The following is a 17,437-nucleotide window of genomic DNA, read 5'->3' as shown; positions in this document are numbered from 1 at the left end:
GGGATGCCACCCATGTCCGTCCATCCTCCCCAAGGCCGCCGCCTGCTGGCCGTGATGCGCCAGGAAGTGCGCCTGATGCTCGCCGAGCGTGGCCTGTGGGTCGTCGGCGCGCTGTTCCTTTTGCTCGTGGCCTATGCACTCGGCAACGGCCTGCTGCAGACCGCCAAGCGCGACCGCGCGCAGGCCGCGGTGGCGCAGGCCGATCGCGACACACGCACCGCGCAGCGCACGCTGCTCGACGCCATCTTCGCCGGCACCGCGCAGCCCACGCCCTTCGAGAACCCGGCCGACCCCTCGCGCATGGCGAGCAGCTACGGCGGCCAGCACGTGCTGCTGCCGACTGCGCCATTGGGCCCGGTCGCGCTGGGGCAGAGCGACCTGTTCCCGAGCCAGTACGAGGTCACGAACCAGAGCCGCGTCGTGTTCATGAACCCGAGCGACATCGAGAACCCGTGGCACCTGCTGAGCGGGCATTTCGACCTGGCCTTCGTTATCGTCTATCTGCTCCCGCTGTTGATTTTTGCGCTCAGCTACAACCTGCTGTCGGCGGAGCGCGAGAACGGCACCTTGCGCCTGCTGCTGTCGCAACCGCTACGGCTTCGCACGCTGCTCGCGGGCAAGCTCACGGTGCGCGCCGCGGTGCTGCTGGGGCCGGCCGTGCTATTGCCTGTGGCCGTGCTGTGGATCGCACGCCATGCGGGGCTCACGGCGGGCGGCGCGGGCAGCGCCACGCTGTGGTGGGCGCTGCTGGTCGGCGCCTACGCGCTGTTCTGGTTCGCGCTGGTAGTGGCCGTGAACGCCTTCGGCGCCTCGTCGGCAACGAATGCGATGGTGCTTGTCATCGCCTGGGTGCTGCTGGTGCTGGTCGCGCCGGTGTTGCTCAACCTGGCCGTCACGCAGGCCAGCCCCGCGCCCTCGCGCACCGAGCTGGCCACGCGCCAGCGCGTGGTCACAGCCGAGGCGATGAAGCGCCACCAGGACCTGCTGGGCACCGAGTACCAGCACGTGGGGCAGGGCGCCATCCTCGTGCCGCGCGACGGCAAGATCGAGATCGCCGGCCGCTCGCTGGCCAACTACCGCATCCAGCGCGAGGTCGACGAAGCGATCCGCCCCGCGCTCGCGCGCTTCGATGCGCAGCAGGCGCAACAGCAGGCACTGCTGGGCCGCTTCGGCGCCGTGTCGCCGGCGGCCGTGGCCTACGAAGGCATGACCGCGCTGGCCGGCAACGGCGCACGCCGCCATGCGCGCTTCGACGCGCAGACCGTGGCGCACCACGAAGCGTGGAAGGCCTTCTTCTTCCCGCGCATCGATGCGCGCGACGCGCTCGTGCCGGCCGACTTCGAGCGCATGCCCACCTTCGCATGGCAGGAGGAGCCCGCCGACCTCGTGCGCGGACAGGCCGCGCTGACCGTGCTGCAACTGCTGGTGCCGAGCCTGCTGCTGTTCGGCCTCGCGGCCTGGCGGCTGCGGCGTTTCTCGGTCGCCTGATGCATCGCCTTTTCCATTTCCTTCACTGCACCGTTCCATGACCCCGTTCACCCGCACCGCCGTCGCGCTGGCCGCCTTCACCGCCTTCCAGGTTGCTTCCGCGCAAGGCAGCAGCAGCAACGCCGAACTCGGCACCGTCACCATCGAAGGCAGCCGCGACGCGAACAGCCTGCACCTCGACGAGTCGAGCAGCACGGCCTCGCGCCTGGGGCTGTCGGTGCGCGAGACGCCGGCTTCGGTCGAGATACTGTCGCAGGACGCGATCCAGCAGCGCGGCGCGCGCACCTTCAGCGAAGCATTGCGCGGCATGGCGGGCCTGTCGGGCGGCGGCCCGCCCTCGTCGCCGACGACGCTGTCGCTGCGCGGCTTCAACAGCCTCATGTACCTCTACGACGGCGTGCGCAGCTCGGGCGCGGGCGTCACCAACCGCGTGCAGGACACCTGGAACTACGAGCGCATCGAAGTGCTCAAGGGCCCGGCCTCGGTGCTCGACGGCGAGGGCGCCATCGGCGGCATCGTCAACTTCGTGACCAAGCGGCCCGACCGCAGCAACCCGCACAAGGAGGCGCTGCTTTCGTACGGCAGCTACGGCTCTTCGCGCGCGGCCTTCGGCTTCGGCGGCGCGCTGGGCGAGGCCAGTGCCTACCGGCTCGACTACAGCCGCAACGACACCCAGGTGGGCACCATCGACCGCAACGGTGAGCGCATCGACCACTTCACGAGCGGCCTGCTGGTGGACCTGGGCGGCTCGGTGAAGCTCGACCTGTCGTTCGACTACCTGCGCGACGACAACGACGCCTACTGGGGCACGCCGCTCGTGCCGCGCAGCTTCGCCACGCAGCCGACCAATGTCGTCAGCACGCCCGACGGCCGCGTGATCGACCGGCGCATGGCGCGCACCAACTACAACGTGCGCGACGACGAGAACTCGTCAGAGACCTACTGGCTGCGCGCGCGCCTCACGGGGCAGGCGGGCGGCGGCTGGTCGTGGCGCAACGAGTTCTCGGCCAACCAGTCGAAGCGCATGTTCCGCAATTCCGAGAGCGCCACCTTCGTGCCGCCGGCCAGCATCGCGCGCGACCAGACGCTCATCACGCACGACCAGGACTTCTGGCTCGACCGCTTCGACGCCACGCACAAGGGGAAGATCGCCGGCCTGGACAACCGCTTCGTCGTCGGTGGCGAATACAGCGAGACGCGCTTCGGCAGCCAGCGCCGCTTCTCGAACAGCAGCGCGGCCACTGCCATGCAACTGCGCGTACCGGTGTTCGATCCGTACACCGGCTACTTCGACGACAACCCCGCGCTGACCACCGGCGCCGGCAACCGCGCCGACACCTTCTCGCGCGTGAAGGTCGCCTCGGTCTTCGTGGAAGACGCGCTCAAGCCGATGCGCGACCTCACGCTGGTCGGCGGCCTGCGCCACGACCGCACCGAGGTCGACCGCCGCATCTGGGACCTGAACGCGGGCAGCGTCGCGCGCTTCGGCGCGAGCTACCGCGCCACCTCGGGGCGCATCGGCGCGGTGTACGACCTGTCGCCGCAGTCGAGCCTGTATGCGCAGTACACCAACGCCACGCTGCCGGTGGGTTCGCTCTTCCTGCTGTCGGCGTCGAACGCCGCGTTCCCGATGTCGCGCGGCAAGCAGGCCGAGGTGGGCTTCAAGCAGAGCCTGCCCGCAGCCAACCTGGAGTGGACCGCGGCGCTGTACAAGATCGAGCTCGACAACGTGCTCTCGCGCGACCCGAACAACGCCGCCACCACCGTGAACAACGGCCGCCAGTCGTCGCGCGGCCTCGAGCTGTCGGCCGTGTGGAAGCCCACGCGCGAATGGACGCTGGCGGGCAACCTGGCGGCGCTTGATGCGCGCTTCGACACACTGGTGGAAGCCGGCAACGTCTCGCGCGTGGGCAAGACCCCGCCGAACGTGCCCGAGCGCATGGCCAACATCTTCGTCACCTACCGGCCCGATGGCTCGAAGTTCGAATACTTCGCATCGCTGAATCACACGGGGCCGATGTACACCGACAACGCCAATCAGATTCGCATCAACGGCTTCACGACGGTCGATGCGGCCGTGAGCTATCGCCTGAAAAACGCACTGCTGAGTTTCCGCGTGCGCAATCTGACGGACCGGCTCTATGCGACCTGGACCGGCCGCGCCGCGAGCCAGGTGCTGCTGGCGCCGCGGCGGACCTTCGAGGTGTCGGCGAAGTTCGACTTCTGACGTCGCCGCGGTGCGCGCTCAGCGCATCTGCAACCGCGCATCCTTCGGATACCCGATCGTGTAGTCCGCCGACACGCGCGCCGTCTGCCCCGCGTCGAGATCGAAGCGCCACATCGCCAGCCCCGGCTGCTTGTTCCACGCTTGATCAACCGGCTGCGGCGAGAAGCGCGTGGTCACGCGCACCTGCTCGTCGACCGACACCGGCGCGGCCTCGAGCACCTGCACGGCGATCGGCGTGCGATGGCGGTTCTCGACCACGTAGGCGCGCTGAACCTGGCGCTCTGCGCGCGAGCCCGCGAAGCCGCCCGAGCCCTGGTTGTCGCGCTCGGGCTCGACTTGCACGCGCACCAGTTCGTCGCGGCCGAACGAGAGCGTGAGCTTCGCGTCGCTCGGCGCGTTCCAGCGGCCTTGGCCGACGAAGTTGCCGTCGCGGTACAGCTGCATCGGGCCGGCCGGCCACACGCCCGTGGGCTGTGCCATCTCGGCGACCAGGAAGGCGCTCGGGTCCACGCGCGGGCTGGTGCGTGCGGCGAGCTGTGCCGTGTCTTCGTGCTGACCCAGCGCCAGGGTCACGCGCTGGCCGTTGGAAGGAATGTCGATGTTTTGCGGCACGGCAAATTCGGTGGCGAAGCTGTTGTCGAACACGCTCACGTCGAACAGCGGCTCGCGCACGCGCTCCATGGCCATCTTGCGATCGGCGGCGATGGGCGCCGGGGCGGCGGCCATCGGCGCGGCCATGTACGCCGCGTCGGCATTCGTGCGCGGCGGCGGCTCGATGCCGATGCGCCATGCGTTCGGCGTGCGCCCCGTGGTCTCGCGGCGCGGCTGACCGGTGGACAGCACCAGCTTCACGCCGCGCCAGTCCTCGCCCGTGGCCTGCGCCACCAGCGCCTGGCGCTCGATGCGCACCTTGCGCGTCGTGGTGTCGAGCAGCGCGCGGTAGCTCGGCGTCCAGCCCGGGCCGTTGACCTGGTAGCTGAGCTTCACGTCGGCATCGGCACTGGCGGCCAGCGTGACCGTCACGGCCGTTACCTGCGCGCCCTGGCCCTGCGTGCGTCCGCGCTCGGCCAGCAGCGGCTTGAGCTGGCGGTCGAGGTCGGTCTGGCGGCGCTGGATCTGGTGCTGCTTGAGCAGCGCGTCCTGGCCCGAGCGGCGCATCGCATCGGTCACCGCTGTGAGGTTGCGCGCGTCGACGGGTGCACGCGCGCCGGGGCCCGACTCGCCGCCCGCCAGCCCCTTGAGGTAACCGGTGACCATGCCCAGCGCATCGGTCTCGGCCTGCAGCGCGGCCTTCTGGTCTTCGAGCTCGCGGATGCGGCCGTCGAGCGCGCTGGTCGCGCAGTTCGCCGAGAGCTCGCGCGCTTCGCTGAGCACCGAGGTCTCGCCCACGCGAACCGCCGCGCCGGCCGACACCTGCAGGCTCTGCACGTCGAGACCGGCCGGCAGGCAGGCAAAAGTGACCGAGCGGCTGCCCGCCGCGACGCGCGCCACGCGCTCCACCGCGGCGCTGCCGGGATAGACCTTCACCTGCGTGATGCGCGAGGCATCGGCCTGCAGCTGCGCGTGGGCAGCGACGCCCGCGGCCAGCCAGAGGGCCGCGATCGCGGTGGCGCGCAGGAGGGGACGGGCGGAGAACGGTATGTGCATGGAAAGCCTTCCGGAAGAAAGTCAGTGACGAATCTCTGCTTCTACGGACGAGGCGGGCGAACGGGGTTAAGGCGTTGCCAAGTTTTTTTCATGACGCCGATGTGACGCGGGCGCGCTGCTGTCGCGCAGGCATCTGCCGGCGGCGAATCGGTCACCCAAGAGACGGCGCGCGGCGGCCCGGCTTTCTAGAGTGGGCCTCACTTTCCATCCACGTTCATCTTGAGAGGACACCCACCATGCTCGACACGATCCAGGCCATCAACCGTTCCGCAGCCTTCAACCGCTGGGCCGGCTTCGACGTCACACAGGCCGCCGATGGGCAAGCTGAATTGCGCATGCAATGGCGCGAGGAAGACATGGGCCAGTACACCGGCTTCCTGCACGCGGGCATGATCGCCGCGCTGCTCGACACCGTGAGCGGCTTTGCGGCCGCCACCGTGGCCGGCCGAGTGCTGGCCTCGCACTTCTCGATCAACTGCATTTCGCCCGCGATCGGCGAAGCCTTCGTGGCGCGCGGGCGCGTGGTGAAGGCGGGGCGCAAGCAGGTGTTCGTCGGCGCCGAACTGTTCGCGCAGCCTGAAGGCCAAGGCGAAGACAAGCTCAAGCTCGTGGCGACGGCGAGCGCCATTCTGGTGCCGGTGGACGAGGCGTCGACGACGCCGAAGCCGAAGCAGGCGGCGTGACCACCGCAGGCTCGGGCTTGCGCCTGAGCCCGAACAGCGGGCGCAACCAGCCGACGCGGCGGATCAGTCCGTCGGTCAGCAGCCAGCAGCCGGCGATCGTCACGGCGACCAGTGCCACCGGCTCCCACACCGGGCCCAGTGCAAGCGGTGCCAGCAGCGCCACGCCCGCGACGATCAGCGTCTGGTGCAGCATGTACCAGGGGTAGACCGATTCGTTGGCCCAGCGCAGCCAGGGCCAGGGGCGGTTCAGGTAGCGGTGGCCGTGGCCGAGGATGGTGGCGACCGCGAGCCACAGGTAGGCGTTGCGCAGCACGTCCATCAGCAGTCCCTTGGGCGGAGCGACGGCCCCGATGCGCAGCGCGATGAATGCGCCGATCGCCGCCACCGCCAGCAGCAGCGACACGCGGCGCAGCCGTTCGAGCTCGCGCCCGATGCCCGTGTCCACGCCCATCCAGTAGCCGTAAAGGAACACGGTGAAGTAGATGCTGTGCAGGTGGAAGTCCCACACCAGGTTGTGCGTGGCCGGGAAATGCCGCGCCAGCAGCACCGTCCACACCACGAGCGGCAGCGCCGGCAGCACCAGCAGCTGCCAGCCGCGCAGCCCGTTGAAGCGCCGGCGCACCCACTGCCCAGCGGCCGAGCGCCACAGCGGCAGCGTCAACGCGACCAGCGCCGTGTACAGAAACAGGTAGGGCAGGTACCAGAGGTGGTTCCAGGTGATGCCGAATTCCGCGCCCGTGAAGGCGCCCTTGGGCCACGGCGCGCCCATCGACAGATAGCGCAGCAGGAAGGTGCCGAAGCCCGGCGCCACCAGCCCGCGCGCCACGCCCTCGGCATAGGCCTGGTAAGGCACGACCACCGCCATGCCGAAGGCCAGCGGCAGCATCAACCGCAGCCCGCGGCTGCGCAGCAAGCCCCACGTGCCCTGGCCCCGGCTCAGGAAGCCGAGCGACACGCCCGAGATGAGAAACACCAGGTCCATGCGCCACAGGTTCAGCACCCGCATCGGCCACGGCAGCCACTCGGCCGCGTGCGGGCTCTTCAGGTGCCAGGGCCAGTCGGCCACGTAGTACATGCCCACGTGATAGAGGATGACGAGCAGGAAGGCGAGGGCGCGCAGGGCGTCGATGTCGTGGCGGCGCTGGGGCGTCGACATGGAAACGGAATCGGAATCGGAGGGCATGGCGGGCTCCCGGAATGAAGAAACGGCGCTCATCGTGGTCCCCGCACCCGCCCGATGGCCCCTCTCCGGGACGGATCGCCCCGGATTTGTGACGAGCGGTGGCCTTCCAGGGACGAAATCTGGCCCCGGTTCGCGAGAATCCCCGCATGAGCGAGCCGCGCAAGAACCTCTACGAGCGCTACGAACCGATCCGGCGGTATGTCGAAGTCGGCTTCTGGATCGTGCTGATGACGGTGCAGGCCGTGATCAGCACTGTGGTCGCGCTCATCGACGCCCGCAGCCGCGCCGTGCCGCGCGCGAACTGGGAGGTCGTGACCTGGGAGGTGTCGAGCCACATCGCGCTGCTGGCCCTGGTGCCGGTGCTCGTGGCCGTGGAGCGCCGGCTGTCGCCGCTGGCGCGCGACCACTGGGTGCGCTTTCTCGCCGGGCATCTGGTGGCCAGCGTGCTCCTGAGCCTGGCCCATGTGACGGCGATGTTCGGGCTGCGCGCCGCGGTGTATGCCGCCGCCGGCGAGCCCTACGACTTCGTCGGCGCCATGGGGCGATGGGGCTACGAGTACCTGAAGGACGTGCGCGTTTACGTCACGATGGTTTTCGGCGTCTGGGCCTACCGCCTGTTCATGCTGCGGCTGCAGGGCGAGGCGCGGGTGCTCGATCCGCCGGAGGAGGGTGCGGCGCCGATGCCCGAGGCTTTGGGGAAGAGGGAGGGAGTCGAACCCTCTGTGCAGGAAGTGCCCCTACCGGTAGCGTCGCCGCCGCTGGCCCGCCCCGAACGCTTTCTCGTGCGCAAGCTGCGCCGCGAATTCCTCATCGCCGCCACCGACATCGACTGGCTGCAGGCCGAGGGCAACTACGTCGGCCTGCACGTCAACGGCCACGACTACCTGCTGCGCGCCACGCTCACCGACTTTTTGACCCAGCTCGACCCCGCCACCTTCGTGCGCGTGCACCGCAGCCACGCGGTGAACCTGGGCCGCATCAAGGAGATCGAGCCGCTCGACGGCGGGGACGCCCGGCTCCACATGCACGACGGCACGACCGTGCCCTGCAGCCGGCGCTACCGCGACGCGCTGCGCGGCGGCGCGGGCTGAGCGTTTCGGCGCGTTCCGATCCGGTGCGCGCTCCGCGGAATCAGCCCGTTCTTGGGTCGTTTCGCACCATCCAAGAGCCTGCAGGCACCATTTTTGCTTTCTTGCGCCGGCGCCCCGAGCCGTTCGGGTGCGACGCACCAAATCAAACCAAAAACCTGCAAGAAGCTCTCATGGACGCACTCAAACAGGGCGCTGATGCGCTGTTCATCCTTCTCGGCGCCATCATGGTCCTGGCCATGCATGCCGGCTTTGCCTTTCTGGAACTGGGCACCGTGCGCAAGAAGAACCAGGTCAATGCGCTGGTCAAGATCCTGGTCGACTTCTCGGTGTCGACCATCGTGTACTTCCTGGTGGGCTACGGTGTGGCCTACGGCACGCATTTCTTCGTCAGCGCTACCGAACTGTCGGCAAGAAGCGGCTACGAACTGGTGAAGTTCTTCTTTCTGCTGACCTTCGCAGCGGCCATTCCGGCCATCATCTCGGGCGGCATCGCCGAGCGCGCCAAGTTCTGGCCCCAGCTGATCGCCACCGCGGTCATCGTCGGTTTCGTCTATCCGCTGTATGAGGGCATCGCCTGGAACAAGGCCTTCGGCATCCAGGCCTGGATCGCCTCCGTCACGGGCCATGAATTCCATGACTTCGCCGGCTCGGTCGTCGTGCACGCCGTGGGCGGCTGGCTCGCGCTGCCGGCCGTGCTGCTGCTGGGCGCGCGCCGCAACCGCTACCGCGGCGACGGCTCGCTGAGCGCGCACCCGCCGTCGAACATTCCGTTCCTGGCGCTGGGCGCGTGGGTGCTGTGCGTGGGCTGGTTCGGCTTCAACGTGATGAGCGCACAGAGCATCGACAAGATCTCGGGCCTCGTCGCCGTCAACTCGCTGATGGCCATGGTCGGCGGCACGCTGGTGGCACTGGCCATGGGCAAGAACGACCCCGGCTTCGTCTACAACGGCCCACTCGCCGGCCTCGTGGCCGTGTGCGCCGGCTCCGACCTCATGCACCCGCTGGGCGCGCTCGTGGCGGGCGGCGTGGCCGGCGCCATCTTCGTCTTCATGTTCACGCGCACCCAGAACAAATGGAAGATCGACGACGTGCTCGGCGTGTGGCCGCTGCACGGCCTGTGCGGCACCTGGGGCGGCATCGCAGCCGGCATCTTCGGCACGCAGGCGCTCGGCGGCATCGGCGGCGTGAACCTGTGGGCGCAGCTCATCGGCACTTTGCTTGGCGTGGTCTGGGCCCTGATCGGCGGCGCGTTGGTGTACGGCGTGCTCAAGGTGACGATGGGGCTGCGGCTGTCGCAGGAAGAGGAATACGACGGGGCGGATCTGTCGATTCACCACATTTCTGCGACGCCGGAGCGGGAGGTGAATTGGTGAATTGATGAGTTGACGTGGGCGCAGCGGATTCAGCTGGCTTCGACCGCAACACCGTGCGTCCACCCGGGCATGGCAATGTAGTAGCGCACGGCCTTGCCCTGGCCCACGGTGTACAGCATGCCGTTGTGCACGAGCTCCGAGAGATCGCGCGTGGCTGTCGCTTTCGACACCCGCACCATCTTCAGATACTTCTCCACATTGAGGCCGCCGAGAAAGCCGCCGTCGCCGGCCTCGAGCAGCCGGCGCAGCAAGGCCCGTTGCCGCTCGTTGAGCGGGTGCTGTGCATGCCGTGCCCAGAAGCGGGAGCGCTCGAGTGACGACTGGATCACCTGGCTCGACGCAACGCAGGCCTCGCCGAACGCTTGCGCGAACCACTGCACGAAGGGCGTCACGTCTGCGTTGCCCGACTGGCCCACAGCCAACGCGTCGTAGTAGCCCTTGCGGTCTTTGAGCAGTTGCCTCGACAGGCTGAAGAGCCGCGTGGAAGCGCCCGTGTCCTGCGCCAACGCCATGTCGGCTACAGCGCGGCCGACGCGACCGTTGCCATCTTCGAACGGGTGGATGGTTTCGAACCACAGGTGCGCGATGGCGGCGCGCGCAATGCCGTCCATGCCCGCGTGCCGTGTCTGTGCAAACCATGCGAGGAAGGCGTCCATTTCTCGCGGGACGGTGGAAGAAGGAGGCGCCGTGTAGTGCACCACCTCCTTGCCGGGCAGGCCGCTCACGATCTGCATGGCATCGGCGTGATCCCGGTAACGGCCGACCGCGATGCGCCGGATGCCGGTCGTGCCACCCGGAAAGAGCGCTGATTGCCAGCGGCACAGCCGGTCTGTGTCGAGCGGTGCATCGAAGTGCGTCGTGGCGTCATGGATGACTTCGACCAACCCGTCGATGTGCCGGTCGGTCGGGCCTGCATCGTCGGTGCCGAGGCGCCGCATGACCGAGGAACGCACCGCGGCGAGGTCCAGCCGCTCGCCTTCGATGGCGGCGGTGGCCACGGCTTCCTGCGTCCACAGTTCCTGCTCGACGCCGACCAGCCCTTCCAGGCCGATGGCTCGCGCCATGCCGTTCACTTCCCCTCGGAGTTCACGCGCGCGGAGCAGGGCCGGGCTGGCTTCGGACAGGTCGAATCGAAGCTGCGGCCAGTCGGGCTGCTGCCAGATGTAGAGCGGGGCAAAGGTGGCCATGAGCCGCATTTTAGATAAATCGGCTCAAAAAATGATTCGTAAATGTGAATTTGCGGCTCAAGGCGCTGTTTTTGGGAAGAAAGGCACAAATCTGTGACCTGTAGCAAACTCGTCCGGCCGCTTCATTCGACACCATCCCCCATGACCCAATCGCCCCCCGCCCTCGAAGTCCTCCCCCGCGACCTGTCCGCGTACCGCGAGGGCAACGTCGGCATCGACTACGTGCACCGCTTCGAGTCCGGCAAGCCCGGCCCGCACGTGCTGATCAACGCGCTGACGCACGGCAACGAGATCTGCGGCATGACCGCCGCCACGCACCTGCTCGACACCGGCGTGCGCCCGAAGATCGGCACGCTCACCATCAGCTTTGCCAACGTGGCGGCGTACGAGTCCTTCAACGAGGCGCTGCCCTTCGACAGCCGCCAGCTGGTGCACAACCTCAACCGCGTGTGGTCGCCCGAATGGCTCGACGGCAGCGAAGACAGCCCCGAGCTGAGCCGCGCCCGCGTGCTGCGCCCGGTGGTGAGCGCGGCCGACCACATCCTCGACATTCATTCCACGAGCCAGCCCGTGATCCCGTTCTGGGTGTACCCGGCCTTCGACCGCAACGCCGAGGCCGCCATGGCCATCGGCCGCCCATCGGTGCACCTGGTGATGCCCGACGGCCTGGGCTCGGGCACGCCGCTGATCCAGCACGGCCAGCATGGCAAGGCCGACGGCAAGGGCGTGGCGCTGGTGGCCGAGTGCGGCCAGCATTTCCTGCGCTCGGCCTCCGAGCTGGCCACCGCCATCTCGCTCGACTTTCTGGCGCACTTCGGCCTCATCGACAAGGACCCGGGCGTGCCCGCTCCTGGCGAGCAGCGCCGCTTCGAGCTGCTGCAGACGCACGTCATCAAGTCGGAAGACTTCGCCTTCGTGCGTCCGCTGATCGGCTTCGAGACCTTTGCCAAGGGCGAGCTGATCGCCACCAACGGCCCGGACGAAATCCGCGCGCCGTGCGACGACTGCACGATCTTCATGCCCGCGCAGCGCACGATCGTCGGGCGCGAGGCGGTGTATCTGACGAAGCCGCTCTGAAGGCGGCGTTCTTCAGTTCAGCAGATCAGCAGGTGCCGCGGTTTTTCCGCGGTGCTGTAGTCGGCGTGCCAGTAGTGCGGGTCGTCGCAGAGGCTGAACGCGGCTTCCTTGCCGGCGTGTCGACCGGTGAAGTGCGTGTGCAGCGTGACGTGCACCGAGCCCACGTCGGGCCAGTCGATGCCGACGTCGACGACGCGGTTGCCTGCGGCGACTTCGGCGGCGACGATGCGCTGCAGGGCGGGGTGCAGGCGGGTGTTGAGGAGGGCGAGGGCTTCGCGGTGTTCGGTGGTGCGCGCGAAGGAGGTGTCGAGGCAGGCTTCGGTGAAGAGCAGCACTGGAGCCCCGGCGCTATGAAGACTTCAGGAGCTTTTCGATCTGTTCCCGCAGAGGCGGCAGATCGCGCAGGATGGTTTGCCAGACGATGGCGTGATCGACCGTGAAGTAGCCGTGCGCGAGCGCATTGCGCATCTCGTAGGCGAAGCGCCACGGTATGTCTGAATGCACAGAGGCGAAGTCTGCATGGTGCTTGACGACGTTGTTGCACGCAGCACCGATGACTTCCAGGTTCCGCACCACGGCATCCTGCGTCCGGCGATCCGCAAGGTAGCCATCGAGTGTGGCGCCGTGCGTGTAGTCCTGAACGTTGTCGATGGCTTGCAGGATGTGGCCCAGGTAGTCCGGCACCCGCAGCGGATCGCCCCGACTCATAGGGGGACAGCCTCGCGCAGCACTTGGTCACGAAATTTCGGCGGCAAGCCGTTGGGCGTGAGCACATCCACTTCCATGCCCAGCAGACACTTCAGTTCGTGGCGAATGGCCCCGATGTCCATGAGCGTGGTCTGCGCCGTGGGCTCCACCAGCAGATCGAGGTCGCTGTCGAGCCCATCGTCACCTCGCAGCGCCGATCCGAAGACCCGGACGTCGCTGACATGGTGGCTCAGCGCAATCTCGCGAATGCGGTCGCGATGGCGGGACAGAGCTTCGGAGGGACGCATCTTGCGCAGTGTAGTGCCGGCGATTCTTCTGCGGCCTCAACCCGCAACGAACAACGCCGGATCCACCATCGTCCGGTTCAGCATCACCCCCCAATGCAGGTGCGGCCCTGTCACCCGCCCCGTCGCGCCCACGGCGGCCAGCGGCTCGCCAACCTTGAGCACGTCGCCGACCTTCACGTCCCATCGGCTCAGGTGGCAGTACATCGTCAGCAGGCCGCCGCCGTGGTCGAGCCAGACGGTGCCGCCGTTGAAGAAGTAGTCGCCGGTGTCGATCACCTTGCCGGCCAGCGGCGCGCGCACGGGCGTGCCGGTGCCGGCCGCGATGTCCATGCCGCTGTGCGGATTGCGCGACTGGCCGTTGAACACGCGGCGCAGGCCGAAGGAGCTGGAGCGGCGACCCGGCACGGGCACGCGCATCTGCAGCGCGGCGTCGGGGCGCAGGCCGGTGAGGGTGGCCATCACGCCGGCCAGGTGGTCGCGTTCCTTGGTGTAGCGCGCCTCGTCTTCGGGCGACAGATCGACCGTGCGCGGCGCCACCGTCAGGCGTTGTTCGCGGTACTGCTTCGGGGCGACGGTGTAGGCGATCTGGCGCTCGGGCTTGCCCTCGGCGCGCACGCTGATGTGGGCCTCGCCCGGTGAGGTGGCGAGCGGAATGCCGACGAGCGCGGTCCATTCGATCGGATCGCCGAGCACCAGCACCGGCACATCACCGGTGAAGGCTTTGGGCCGCGTGGCCGCGGGGCCGAGCGACAGGCGGGCAATGCCGCCGGGCACCAGCAAGGCATGCGGCCAGACGTCGGGCGCCTGCGGCTTGTTTTTCTTGTTCGGGGCCGCGGCACCGGCCGGCAGGGCCAGCAAGCCGAGGGCGCCGAGCACGGCGCTGCGGCGGTTCAGCGCGGCAGAGGAGGGGAGGTCGGGGAAAGGAAGGTTCATGTGCATGGACAGGATTCGAATGAAGAGTTGGTGGGGGTGCGGCGGCTCAGCCGCCGTTCTGTTCCAGCCAGGTTCCGGGCCCCAGTCCGTCGAGCGTGTAGGGCCCGATGGCGGCGCGGATGAGGCGCAGCGTCGGCAGCCCCACGGCCGCCGTCATGCGACGTACCTGACGGTTGCGGCCTTCGCTGATCGCCAGCTCCAGCCACGCGGTGGGAATGAGCTTGCGCTCGCGGATGGGGGGCTCTCGGTTCCACACGGCGGGTGGCGGGTCGAGCAGGCGTGCCCGTGCGGGACGTGTGGGGCCGTCGTTGAGCTGCACGCCGTTGCGCAGCGCCGCGAGTGCCTCGTCGGTCGGCACGCCCTCCACCTGCACCCAGTAGGTCTTCTCCATCTTGAAGCGCGGATCGGCGATGCGCGCCTGGAGCTTGCCGTCGTCGGTGAGCAACAGCAGGCCTTCGCTGTCGGCATCGAGGCGTCCGGCGACGTAGACACCGGGGAGGTCGATGAAGTCCTTCAGGCCGCGCCAACGGCCCTCGGGCGTGAACTGGCTGAGGACACCGTAGGGTTTGTTGAAGCGGATGAGGCGGGAGTCGGTTGGCAGATTCATGGGCGGGTGGCGTCGCGTGGCGTATCGGCCAATTGCGGCAGATAGTCTCGCACCAGTTCTTCCACAGTGTCCGCTTGCAAGCTGTCGCGTCCTGACTTGAGAGGATCGCGATCAGGCCGCTGGGCCAGCCACCGTTTGAAGCGCGCGAAGGCGAGTGGATGCACAGTGTTCATGCGCGCCATGTGCCCGGTGGTGCCGACCACCACGGCCGAGAAGCGCGGGGCGCTCACCAACTGCTCTGCGTTGTGGGCTTGCACGGCCCAGAAATCGTCTTCAGCGTCGCTGAGCTGTGCCGGGTGGGGGTCTTGCTCTTGCGCTTCGCGACGCAGGATGTCGACCTCGAAGCCTTTGCTGTTGACCGCCGTGTAGCGTTGATCGGCGATCAACGCGAAGGTCTTGTCGACCTTGCGCAGCAAGGCCAGCATGGACGAGTCGAGCCGCTTGAGCTGCGTTGCCAATCGAAAGCGCTTGCGGGTGTCCCAGAGCAGGTCGACATCGCGTGTGGCCACGGCAGCACTCTGCAGGCGCACGCCCGCTGCTGCCTCGTAGGCGTAGAGCGCGTGCGTGCCCACCACGGTGAAGTGCTCCGCGATGTCCGCGCGTTGGAGCATGTCGAGGATGTCGATGACGATGGTCGGCACGCGGCCGACGAACAGTGCCCGGTTCATGCGCTGATGGCGTGCGAGTGCTTCGCCGAGATCCTTGACGCGTCCCTCGGCTTCTTCCTTTCGATGAACGAAGCCTGCGTGGATGGCCTCGGTTTCAGGGCTCCGGGCCCCGAGGCTTTTTTGCGCGTTGCGGGTGCTGGTGCGCACCAGGTACTCGATGCCGTTCACCGTTTTCCAGTACATGCCGCCGCGCACGCCCGCAGCCTGCATTTCTGCCGCTTCGAGTGCCTCGAACGTGGCTCTGGCATCGATGTACTGGCGCCGGGCGTCGTCGCCGATGTCCTGGAAATCCATGATTTTCCGTATAAAAACCAAGAGTTTTAATTTATACGGAAAACTATTTGAAATCAATAGGTTATGAAGACTGATCGGCGCATGAAAAAAGCCGGAGCCATGACAGCCCCGGCTTTGCGGGAGAGCGCGGCAACCGGCCTTACTTGGCCCAGCTGTCCCGCATCCCCGCCGCACGGTTGAACACGGGCTTGCCGTCTGCCCCGGCCTTCGCGTCGCGCACGAAGTAGCCATGCCGCTCGAACTGGATGCCCACGCCAGCTTCGGCCTTCGCCAGCGACGGCTCGACGAATGCCGTGCACACCTCGAGGCTGTGCTTGTTCAGCTCGTCCAGCAGCTCGCCGCTGCCGGGGTTGGCTTCGGCGAACAGGCGTTCGTACAGCCGCACCTCGGCCTGCACGGCATCGGCCGCGGCCACCCAGGTGATGTTGCCCTTGACCTTGATCGCGTCCGCACCCGGCGTGCCGCTCTTGGTGTCGGGCACCAGCGTGGCCTGCACTTCGAGGAGCTTGCCGTCGGCGTCGCGCGTGGCGCCGGTGCATTCGATGACGTGGCCGTATTTCAGGCGCACCTTGTTGCCGGGGAACAGGCGGAAGAAGCCCTTGGGCTGCACGTCTTCGTAGTCGGTGCGCTCGATCCAGACGTCGCGGCCGAGCTTGAACTCGCGCTTGCCCATCTCGGGGTGGTGCGGGTGCACGGGGGCGGAGCAATCGTCGAGCACATCGTCGCCGCCCATCAGGTCGCCCCAGTTGGTGATGACGAGCTTCACCGGATCGAGCACGGCCATGGCGCGCGGCGCGACGGGGTCGAGGGTGTCGCGCAGCGCGGCCTCGAGGCTGGCGTACTCGATCCAGCCGCCCGACTTGGTGGTGCCGCTGCGTTCGCAGAACAGCTGCAGGGCGGCGGGCGTGTAGCCGCGGCGGCGCAGGCCGGCGATGGTGGGCATGCGGGGGTCGTCCCAGCCGTCGACGTGCTTTTCTTCGACCAGCTGGCGCAGCTTGCGCTTGCTGGTCATCACGTGGGTGACGTTCAGGCGGGCGAACTCGTACTGGCGCGGGTGCGGGCTGGCGACAAGGCCGCCTTCGGCGAGGCGGTCGAGCAGCCAGTCGTAGAAGGGGCGCTGGTCTTCGAATTCGAGCGTGCAGATGGAGTGGGTGATCTGCTCCAGCGCGTCTTCGATCGGGTGCGCGTAGGTGTACATCGGGTAGATGCACCACTTGTCGCCCGTGTTGTGGTGGGTGGCGCGGCGGATGCGGTACAGCGCGGGGTCGCGCATGTTGATGTTGGGGCTCGCCATGTCGATCTTCGCGCGCAGGATGGCGGCGCCGTCGTCGAGCTTGCCGTCGCGCATCTCGCGAAAGCGCGCCAGGTTTTCTTCGGGTGTGCGGCTGCGGAAGCGGCTGTCGGTGCCAGGCGTGTTGAAGTCGCCGCGGTTGGCGCGCATCTCGTCGGGCGTCTGCTCGTCGACATACGCCAGGCCGGCGCCGATCAGGTACTCGGCGGCTTCATACATGAAGTCGAAGTAGTTGCTGGCGAAGTACTCGTGCTCTTGCAGCGTGCCGGGAGCGCTGGGGCGGTCGGCCAGGTAGGTTTCGTAGCCGAGCCACTTCACGGCGTCGCGGATGGAATCGACGTACTCCTGCTCTTCCTTCTCGGGGTTGGTGTCGTCGAAGCGCAGGTGGCACACGCCGCCGTATTCCTTGGCCAGCTGGAAATTCAGCCAGATGCTCTTGGCATGGCCGATGTGCAGGTAGCCGTTGGGCTCGGGCGGAAAGCGCATGCGCACCTTGGCGGGGTCGGGCATGCCCTGGGCGTGGTGGGCGGCGTCGCCCGGGGAACCGCCCCAGGTGCGGCCTGCGTAGGCACCCTGTGCGAGGTCGTTCTCGATCACATGGCGCAGGAAATTGCTCGGTGCAGCGGTCGTTTTGGTGCCGCTTTTGTCGGTCGGGGAGGTCATCGCATCATTCTAGAGGGGGGTCTGTCGGGG

16 protein-coding genes are annotated in these 17,437 nt (G+C 67.9%); 6 read left to right on the top strand and 10 right to left on the bottom strand.

Annotation, left to right across the window (positions count from 1 at the left end; all coding sequences use genetic code 11):
• The first annotated feature begins 12 nt into the window (after nt 1–12).
• Nucleotides 13–1,488: an ABC transporter permease subunit gene (locus RZE79_RS21335; protein WP_319356716.1), complete on the top strand. Its 1,476-nt coding sequence runs from the start codon at nt 13–15 to the stop codon at nt 1,486–1,488.
• Between the two features lie 37 nt (nt 1,489–1,525).
• Complete coding sequence (locus RZE79_RS21330) at nt 1,526–3,715, top strand: TonB-dependent receptor (RefSeq protein WP_319356715.1); 2,190 nt, start codon at nt 1,526–1,528, stop codon at nt 3,713–3,715.
• An 18-nt stretch (nt 3,716–3,733) separates the two neighbouring features.
• On the opposite strand, the gene RZE79_RS21325 is transcribed toward RZE79_RS21330, so the two are convergent.
• Nucleotides 3,734–5,362 (bottom strand): DUF4139 domain-containing protein, encoded by a 1,629-nt coding sequence (locus RZE79_RS21325; RefSeq protein WP_319356714.1) that lies wholly within the window; start codon nt 5,360–5,362, stop codon nt 3,734–3,736.
• Nucleotides 5,363–5,598: 236 nt separating this feature from the next.
• Between RZE79_RS21325 and RZE79_RS21320 the strand changes: the two genes are divergently transcribed.
• Nucleotides 5,599–6,045 (top strand): PaaI family thioesterase, encoded by a 447-nt coding sequence (locus tag RZE79_RS21320; RefSeq protein WP_319356713.1) that lies wholly within the window; start codon nt 5,599–5,601, stop codon nt 6,043–6,045.
• On the opposite strand, the gene RZE79_RS21315 is transcribed toward RZE79_RS21320, so the two are convergent.
• Nucleotides 5,963–7,228: an acyltransferase family protein gene (locus RZE79_RS21315; RefSeq protein ID WP_319356712.1), complete on the bottom strand. Its 1,266-nt coding sequence runs from the start codon at nt 7,226–7,228 to the stop codon at nt 5,963–5,965. The two genes, RZE79_RS21320 and RZE79_RS21315, sit on opposite strands and share 83 nt — an antisense overlap.
• 146 nt (nt 7,229–7,374) lie before the next feature.
• Here RZE79_RS21315 and RZE79_RS21310 point away from each other — a divergent pair, with 146 nt between their 5' ends.
• Together RZE79_RS21310 and RZE79_RS21305 are read left to right on the top strand one after the other, a co-directional pair.
• Complete coding sequence (locus RZE79_RS21310) at nt 7,375–8,319, top strand: LytTR family DNA-binding domain-containing protein (protein ID WP_319356711.1); 945 nt, start codon at nt 7,375–7,377, stop codon at nt 8,317–8,319.
• Between the two features lie 170 nt (nt 8,320–8,489).
• On the top strand, nt 8,490–9,692 hold the full coding sequence (locus RZE79_RS21305; protein WP_319356710.1) for an ammonium transporter: 1,203 nt from the start codon (nt 8,490–8,492) through the stop codon (nt 9,690–9,692).
• 29 nt (nt 9,693–9,721) lie between these two features.
• Here the strand turns inward: RZE79_RS21305 and RZE79_RS21300 are convergent, their stop codons facing one another.
• Nucleotides 9,722–10,879, bottom strand: coding sequence for a Fic family protein (locus tag RZE79_RS21300; RefSeq protein WP_319356709.1), 1,158 nt, complete (start codon nt 10,877–10,879; stop codon nt 9,722–9,724).
• Nucleotides 10,880–11,020: 141 nt separating this feature from the next.
• On the opposite strand from RZE79_RS21300, the gene RZE79_RS21295 reads away from it, so the two are divergent.
• Entirely contained in the window at nt 11,021–11,956 is a 936-nt protein-coding gene (locus RZE79_RS21295) for a succinylglutamate desuccinylase/aspartoacylase family protein (protein ID WP_319356708.1), read from the top strand.
• 17 nt (nt 11,957–11,973) lie between these two features.
• Here the strand turns inward: RZE79_RS21295 and RZE79_RS21290 are convergent, their stop codons facing one another.
• The 7 genes from RZE79_RS21290 to RZE79_RS21260 form a co-directional block, all read right to left on the bottom strand.
• Nucleotides 11,974–12,291 carry a hypothetical protein gene (locus RZE79_RS21290; protein WP_319356707.1) on the bottom strand — a complete coding sequence of 106 codons (318 nt, stop codon included), beginning with the start codon at nt 12,289–12,291 and terminating at the stop codon, nt 11,974–11,976.
• A gap of 13 nt (nt 12,292–12,304) precedes the next feature.
• Nucleotides 12,305–12,664 carry a DUF86 domain-containing protein gene (locus RZE79_RS21285; protein ID WP_319356706.1) on the bottom strand — a complete coding sequence of 120 codons (360 nt, stop codon included), beginning with the start codon at nt 12,662–12,664 and terminating at the stop codon, nt 12,305–12,307.
• Nucleotides 12,661–12,951, bottom strand: a complete 291-nt coding sequence (locus RZE79_RS21280; protein WP_319356705.1) for a nucleotidyltransferase domain-containing protein — start codon at nt 12,949–12,951, stop codon at nt 12,661–12,663. The genes RZE79_RS21285 and RZE79_RS21280 overlap by 4 nt, the downstream gene beginning before the upstream one ends.
• Nucleotides 12,952–12,987: 36 nt before the next feature.
• Nucleotides 12,988–13,884, bottom strand: coding sequence for a peptidoglycan DD-metalloendopeptidase family protein (locus RZE79_RS21275; protein ID WP_373696495.1), 897 nt, complete (start codon nt 13,882–13,884; stop codon nt 12,988–12,990).
• Nucleotides 13,885–13,930: 46 nt separating this feature from the next.
• Nucleotides 13,931–14,491, bottom strand: a complete 561-nt coding sequence (locus RZE79_RS21270) for a pseudouridine synthase (protein ID WP_319356703.1) — start codon at nt 14,489–14,491, stop codon at nt 13,931–13,933.
• Nucleotides 14,488–15,453, bottom strand: a complete 966-nt coding sequence (locus RZE79_RS21265; RefSeq protein WP_319356702.1) for a nucleotidyltransferase domain-containing protein — start codon at nt 15,451–15,453, stop codon at nt 14,488–14,490. The genes RZE79_RS21270 and RZE79_RS21265 overlap by 4 nt, the downstream gene beginning before the upstream one ends.
• Nucleotides 15,454–15,592: 139 nt before the next feature.
• Entirely contained in the window at nt 15,593–17,407 is a 1,815-nt protein-coding gene (locus RZE79_RS21260; RefSeq protein WP_319356701.1) for a glutamine--tRNA ligase/YqeY domain fusion protein, read from the bottom strand.
• Between the last annotated feature and the right edge of the window lie 30 nt (nt 17,408–17,437).

Origin of the sequence: Variovorax sp. EBFNA2, assembly GCF_033802765.1 — a bacterium.
In the GTDB taxonomy this organism is placed as follows: Bacteria; Pseudomonadota; Gammaproteobacteria; order Burkholderiales; family Burkholderiaceae_C; genus Variovorax; species Variovorax paradoxus_H.
The sequence above is the reverse complement of the archived record's forward strand: the minus strand, read 5'-3'. Positions and strand labels throughout refer to the sequence as shown.

Bases quoted from the DNA above. Each gene is read 5' to 3' on its own strand.
- RZE79_RS21335 (WP_319356716.1), top strand. From the start codon at position 13: ATGTCCGTCCATCCTCCCCAAGGCCGCCGCCTGCTGGCCGTGATGCGC.
- RZE79_RS21330 (WP_319356715.1), top strand. From the start codon at position 1,526: ATGACCCCGTTCACCCGCACCGCCGTCGCGCTGGCCGCCTTCACCGCC.
- RZE79_RS21325 (WP_319356714.1), bottom strand. From the start codon at position 5,362: ATGCACATACCGTTCTCCGCCCGTCCCCTCCTGCGCGCCACCGCGATC.
- RZE79_RS21320 (WP_319356713.1), top strand. From the start codon at position 5,599: ATGCTCGACACGATCCAGGCCATCAACCGTTCCGCAGCCTTCAACCGC.
- RZE79_RS21315 (WP_319356712.1), bottom strand. From the start codon at position 7,228: ATGCCCTCCGATTCCGATTCCGTTTCCATGTCGACGCCCCAGCGCCGC.
- RZE79_RS21310 (WP_319356711.1), top strand. From the start codon at position 7,375: ATGAGCGAGCCGCGCAAGAACCTCTACGAGCGCTACGAACCGATCCGG.
- RZE79_RS21305 (WP_319356710.1), top strand. From the start codon at position 8,490: ATGGACGCACTCAAACAGGGCGCTGATGCGCTGTTCATCCTTCTCGGC.
- RZE79_RS21300 (WP_319356709.1), bottom strand. From the start codon at position 10,879: ATGGCCACCTTTGCCCCGCTCTACATCTGGCAGCAGCCCGACTGGCCG.
- RZE79_RS21295 (WP_319356708.1), top strand. From the start codon at position 11,021: ATGACCCAATCGCCCCCCGCCCTCGAAGTCCTCCCCCGCGACCTGTCC.
- RZE79_RS21285 (WP_319356706.1), bottom strand. From the start codon at position 12,664: ATGAGTCGGGGCGATCCGCTGCGGGTGCCGGACTACCTGGGCCACATC.
- RZE79_RS21280 (WP_319356705.1), bottom strand. From the start codon at position 12,951: ATGCGTCCCTCCGAAGCTCTGTCCCGCCATCGCGACCGCATTCGCGAG.
- RZE79_RS21275 (WP_373696495.1), bottom strand. From the start codon at position 13,884: ATGAACCTTCCTTTCCCCGACCTCCCCTCCTCTGCCGCGCTGAACCGC.
- RZE79_RS21270 (WP_319356703.1), bottom strand. From the start codon at position 14,491: ATGAATCTGCCAACCGACTCCCGCCTCATCCGCTTCAACAAACCCTAC.
- RZE79_RS21265 (WP_319356702.1), bottom strand. From the start codon at position 15,453: ATGGATTTCCAGGACATCGGCGACGACGCCCGGCGCCAGTACATCGAT.
- RZE79_RS21260 (WP_319356701.1), bottom strand. From the start codon at position 17,407: ATGACCTCCCCGACCGACAAAAGCGGCACCAAAACGACCGCTGCACCG.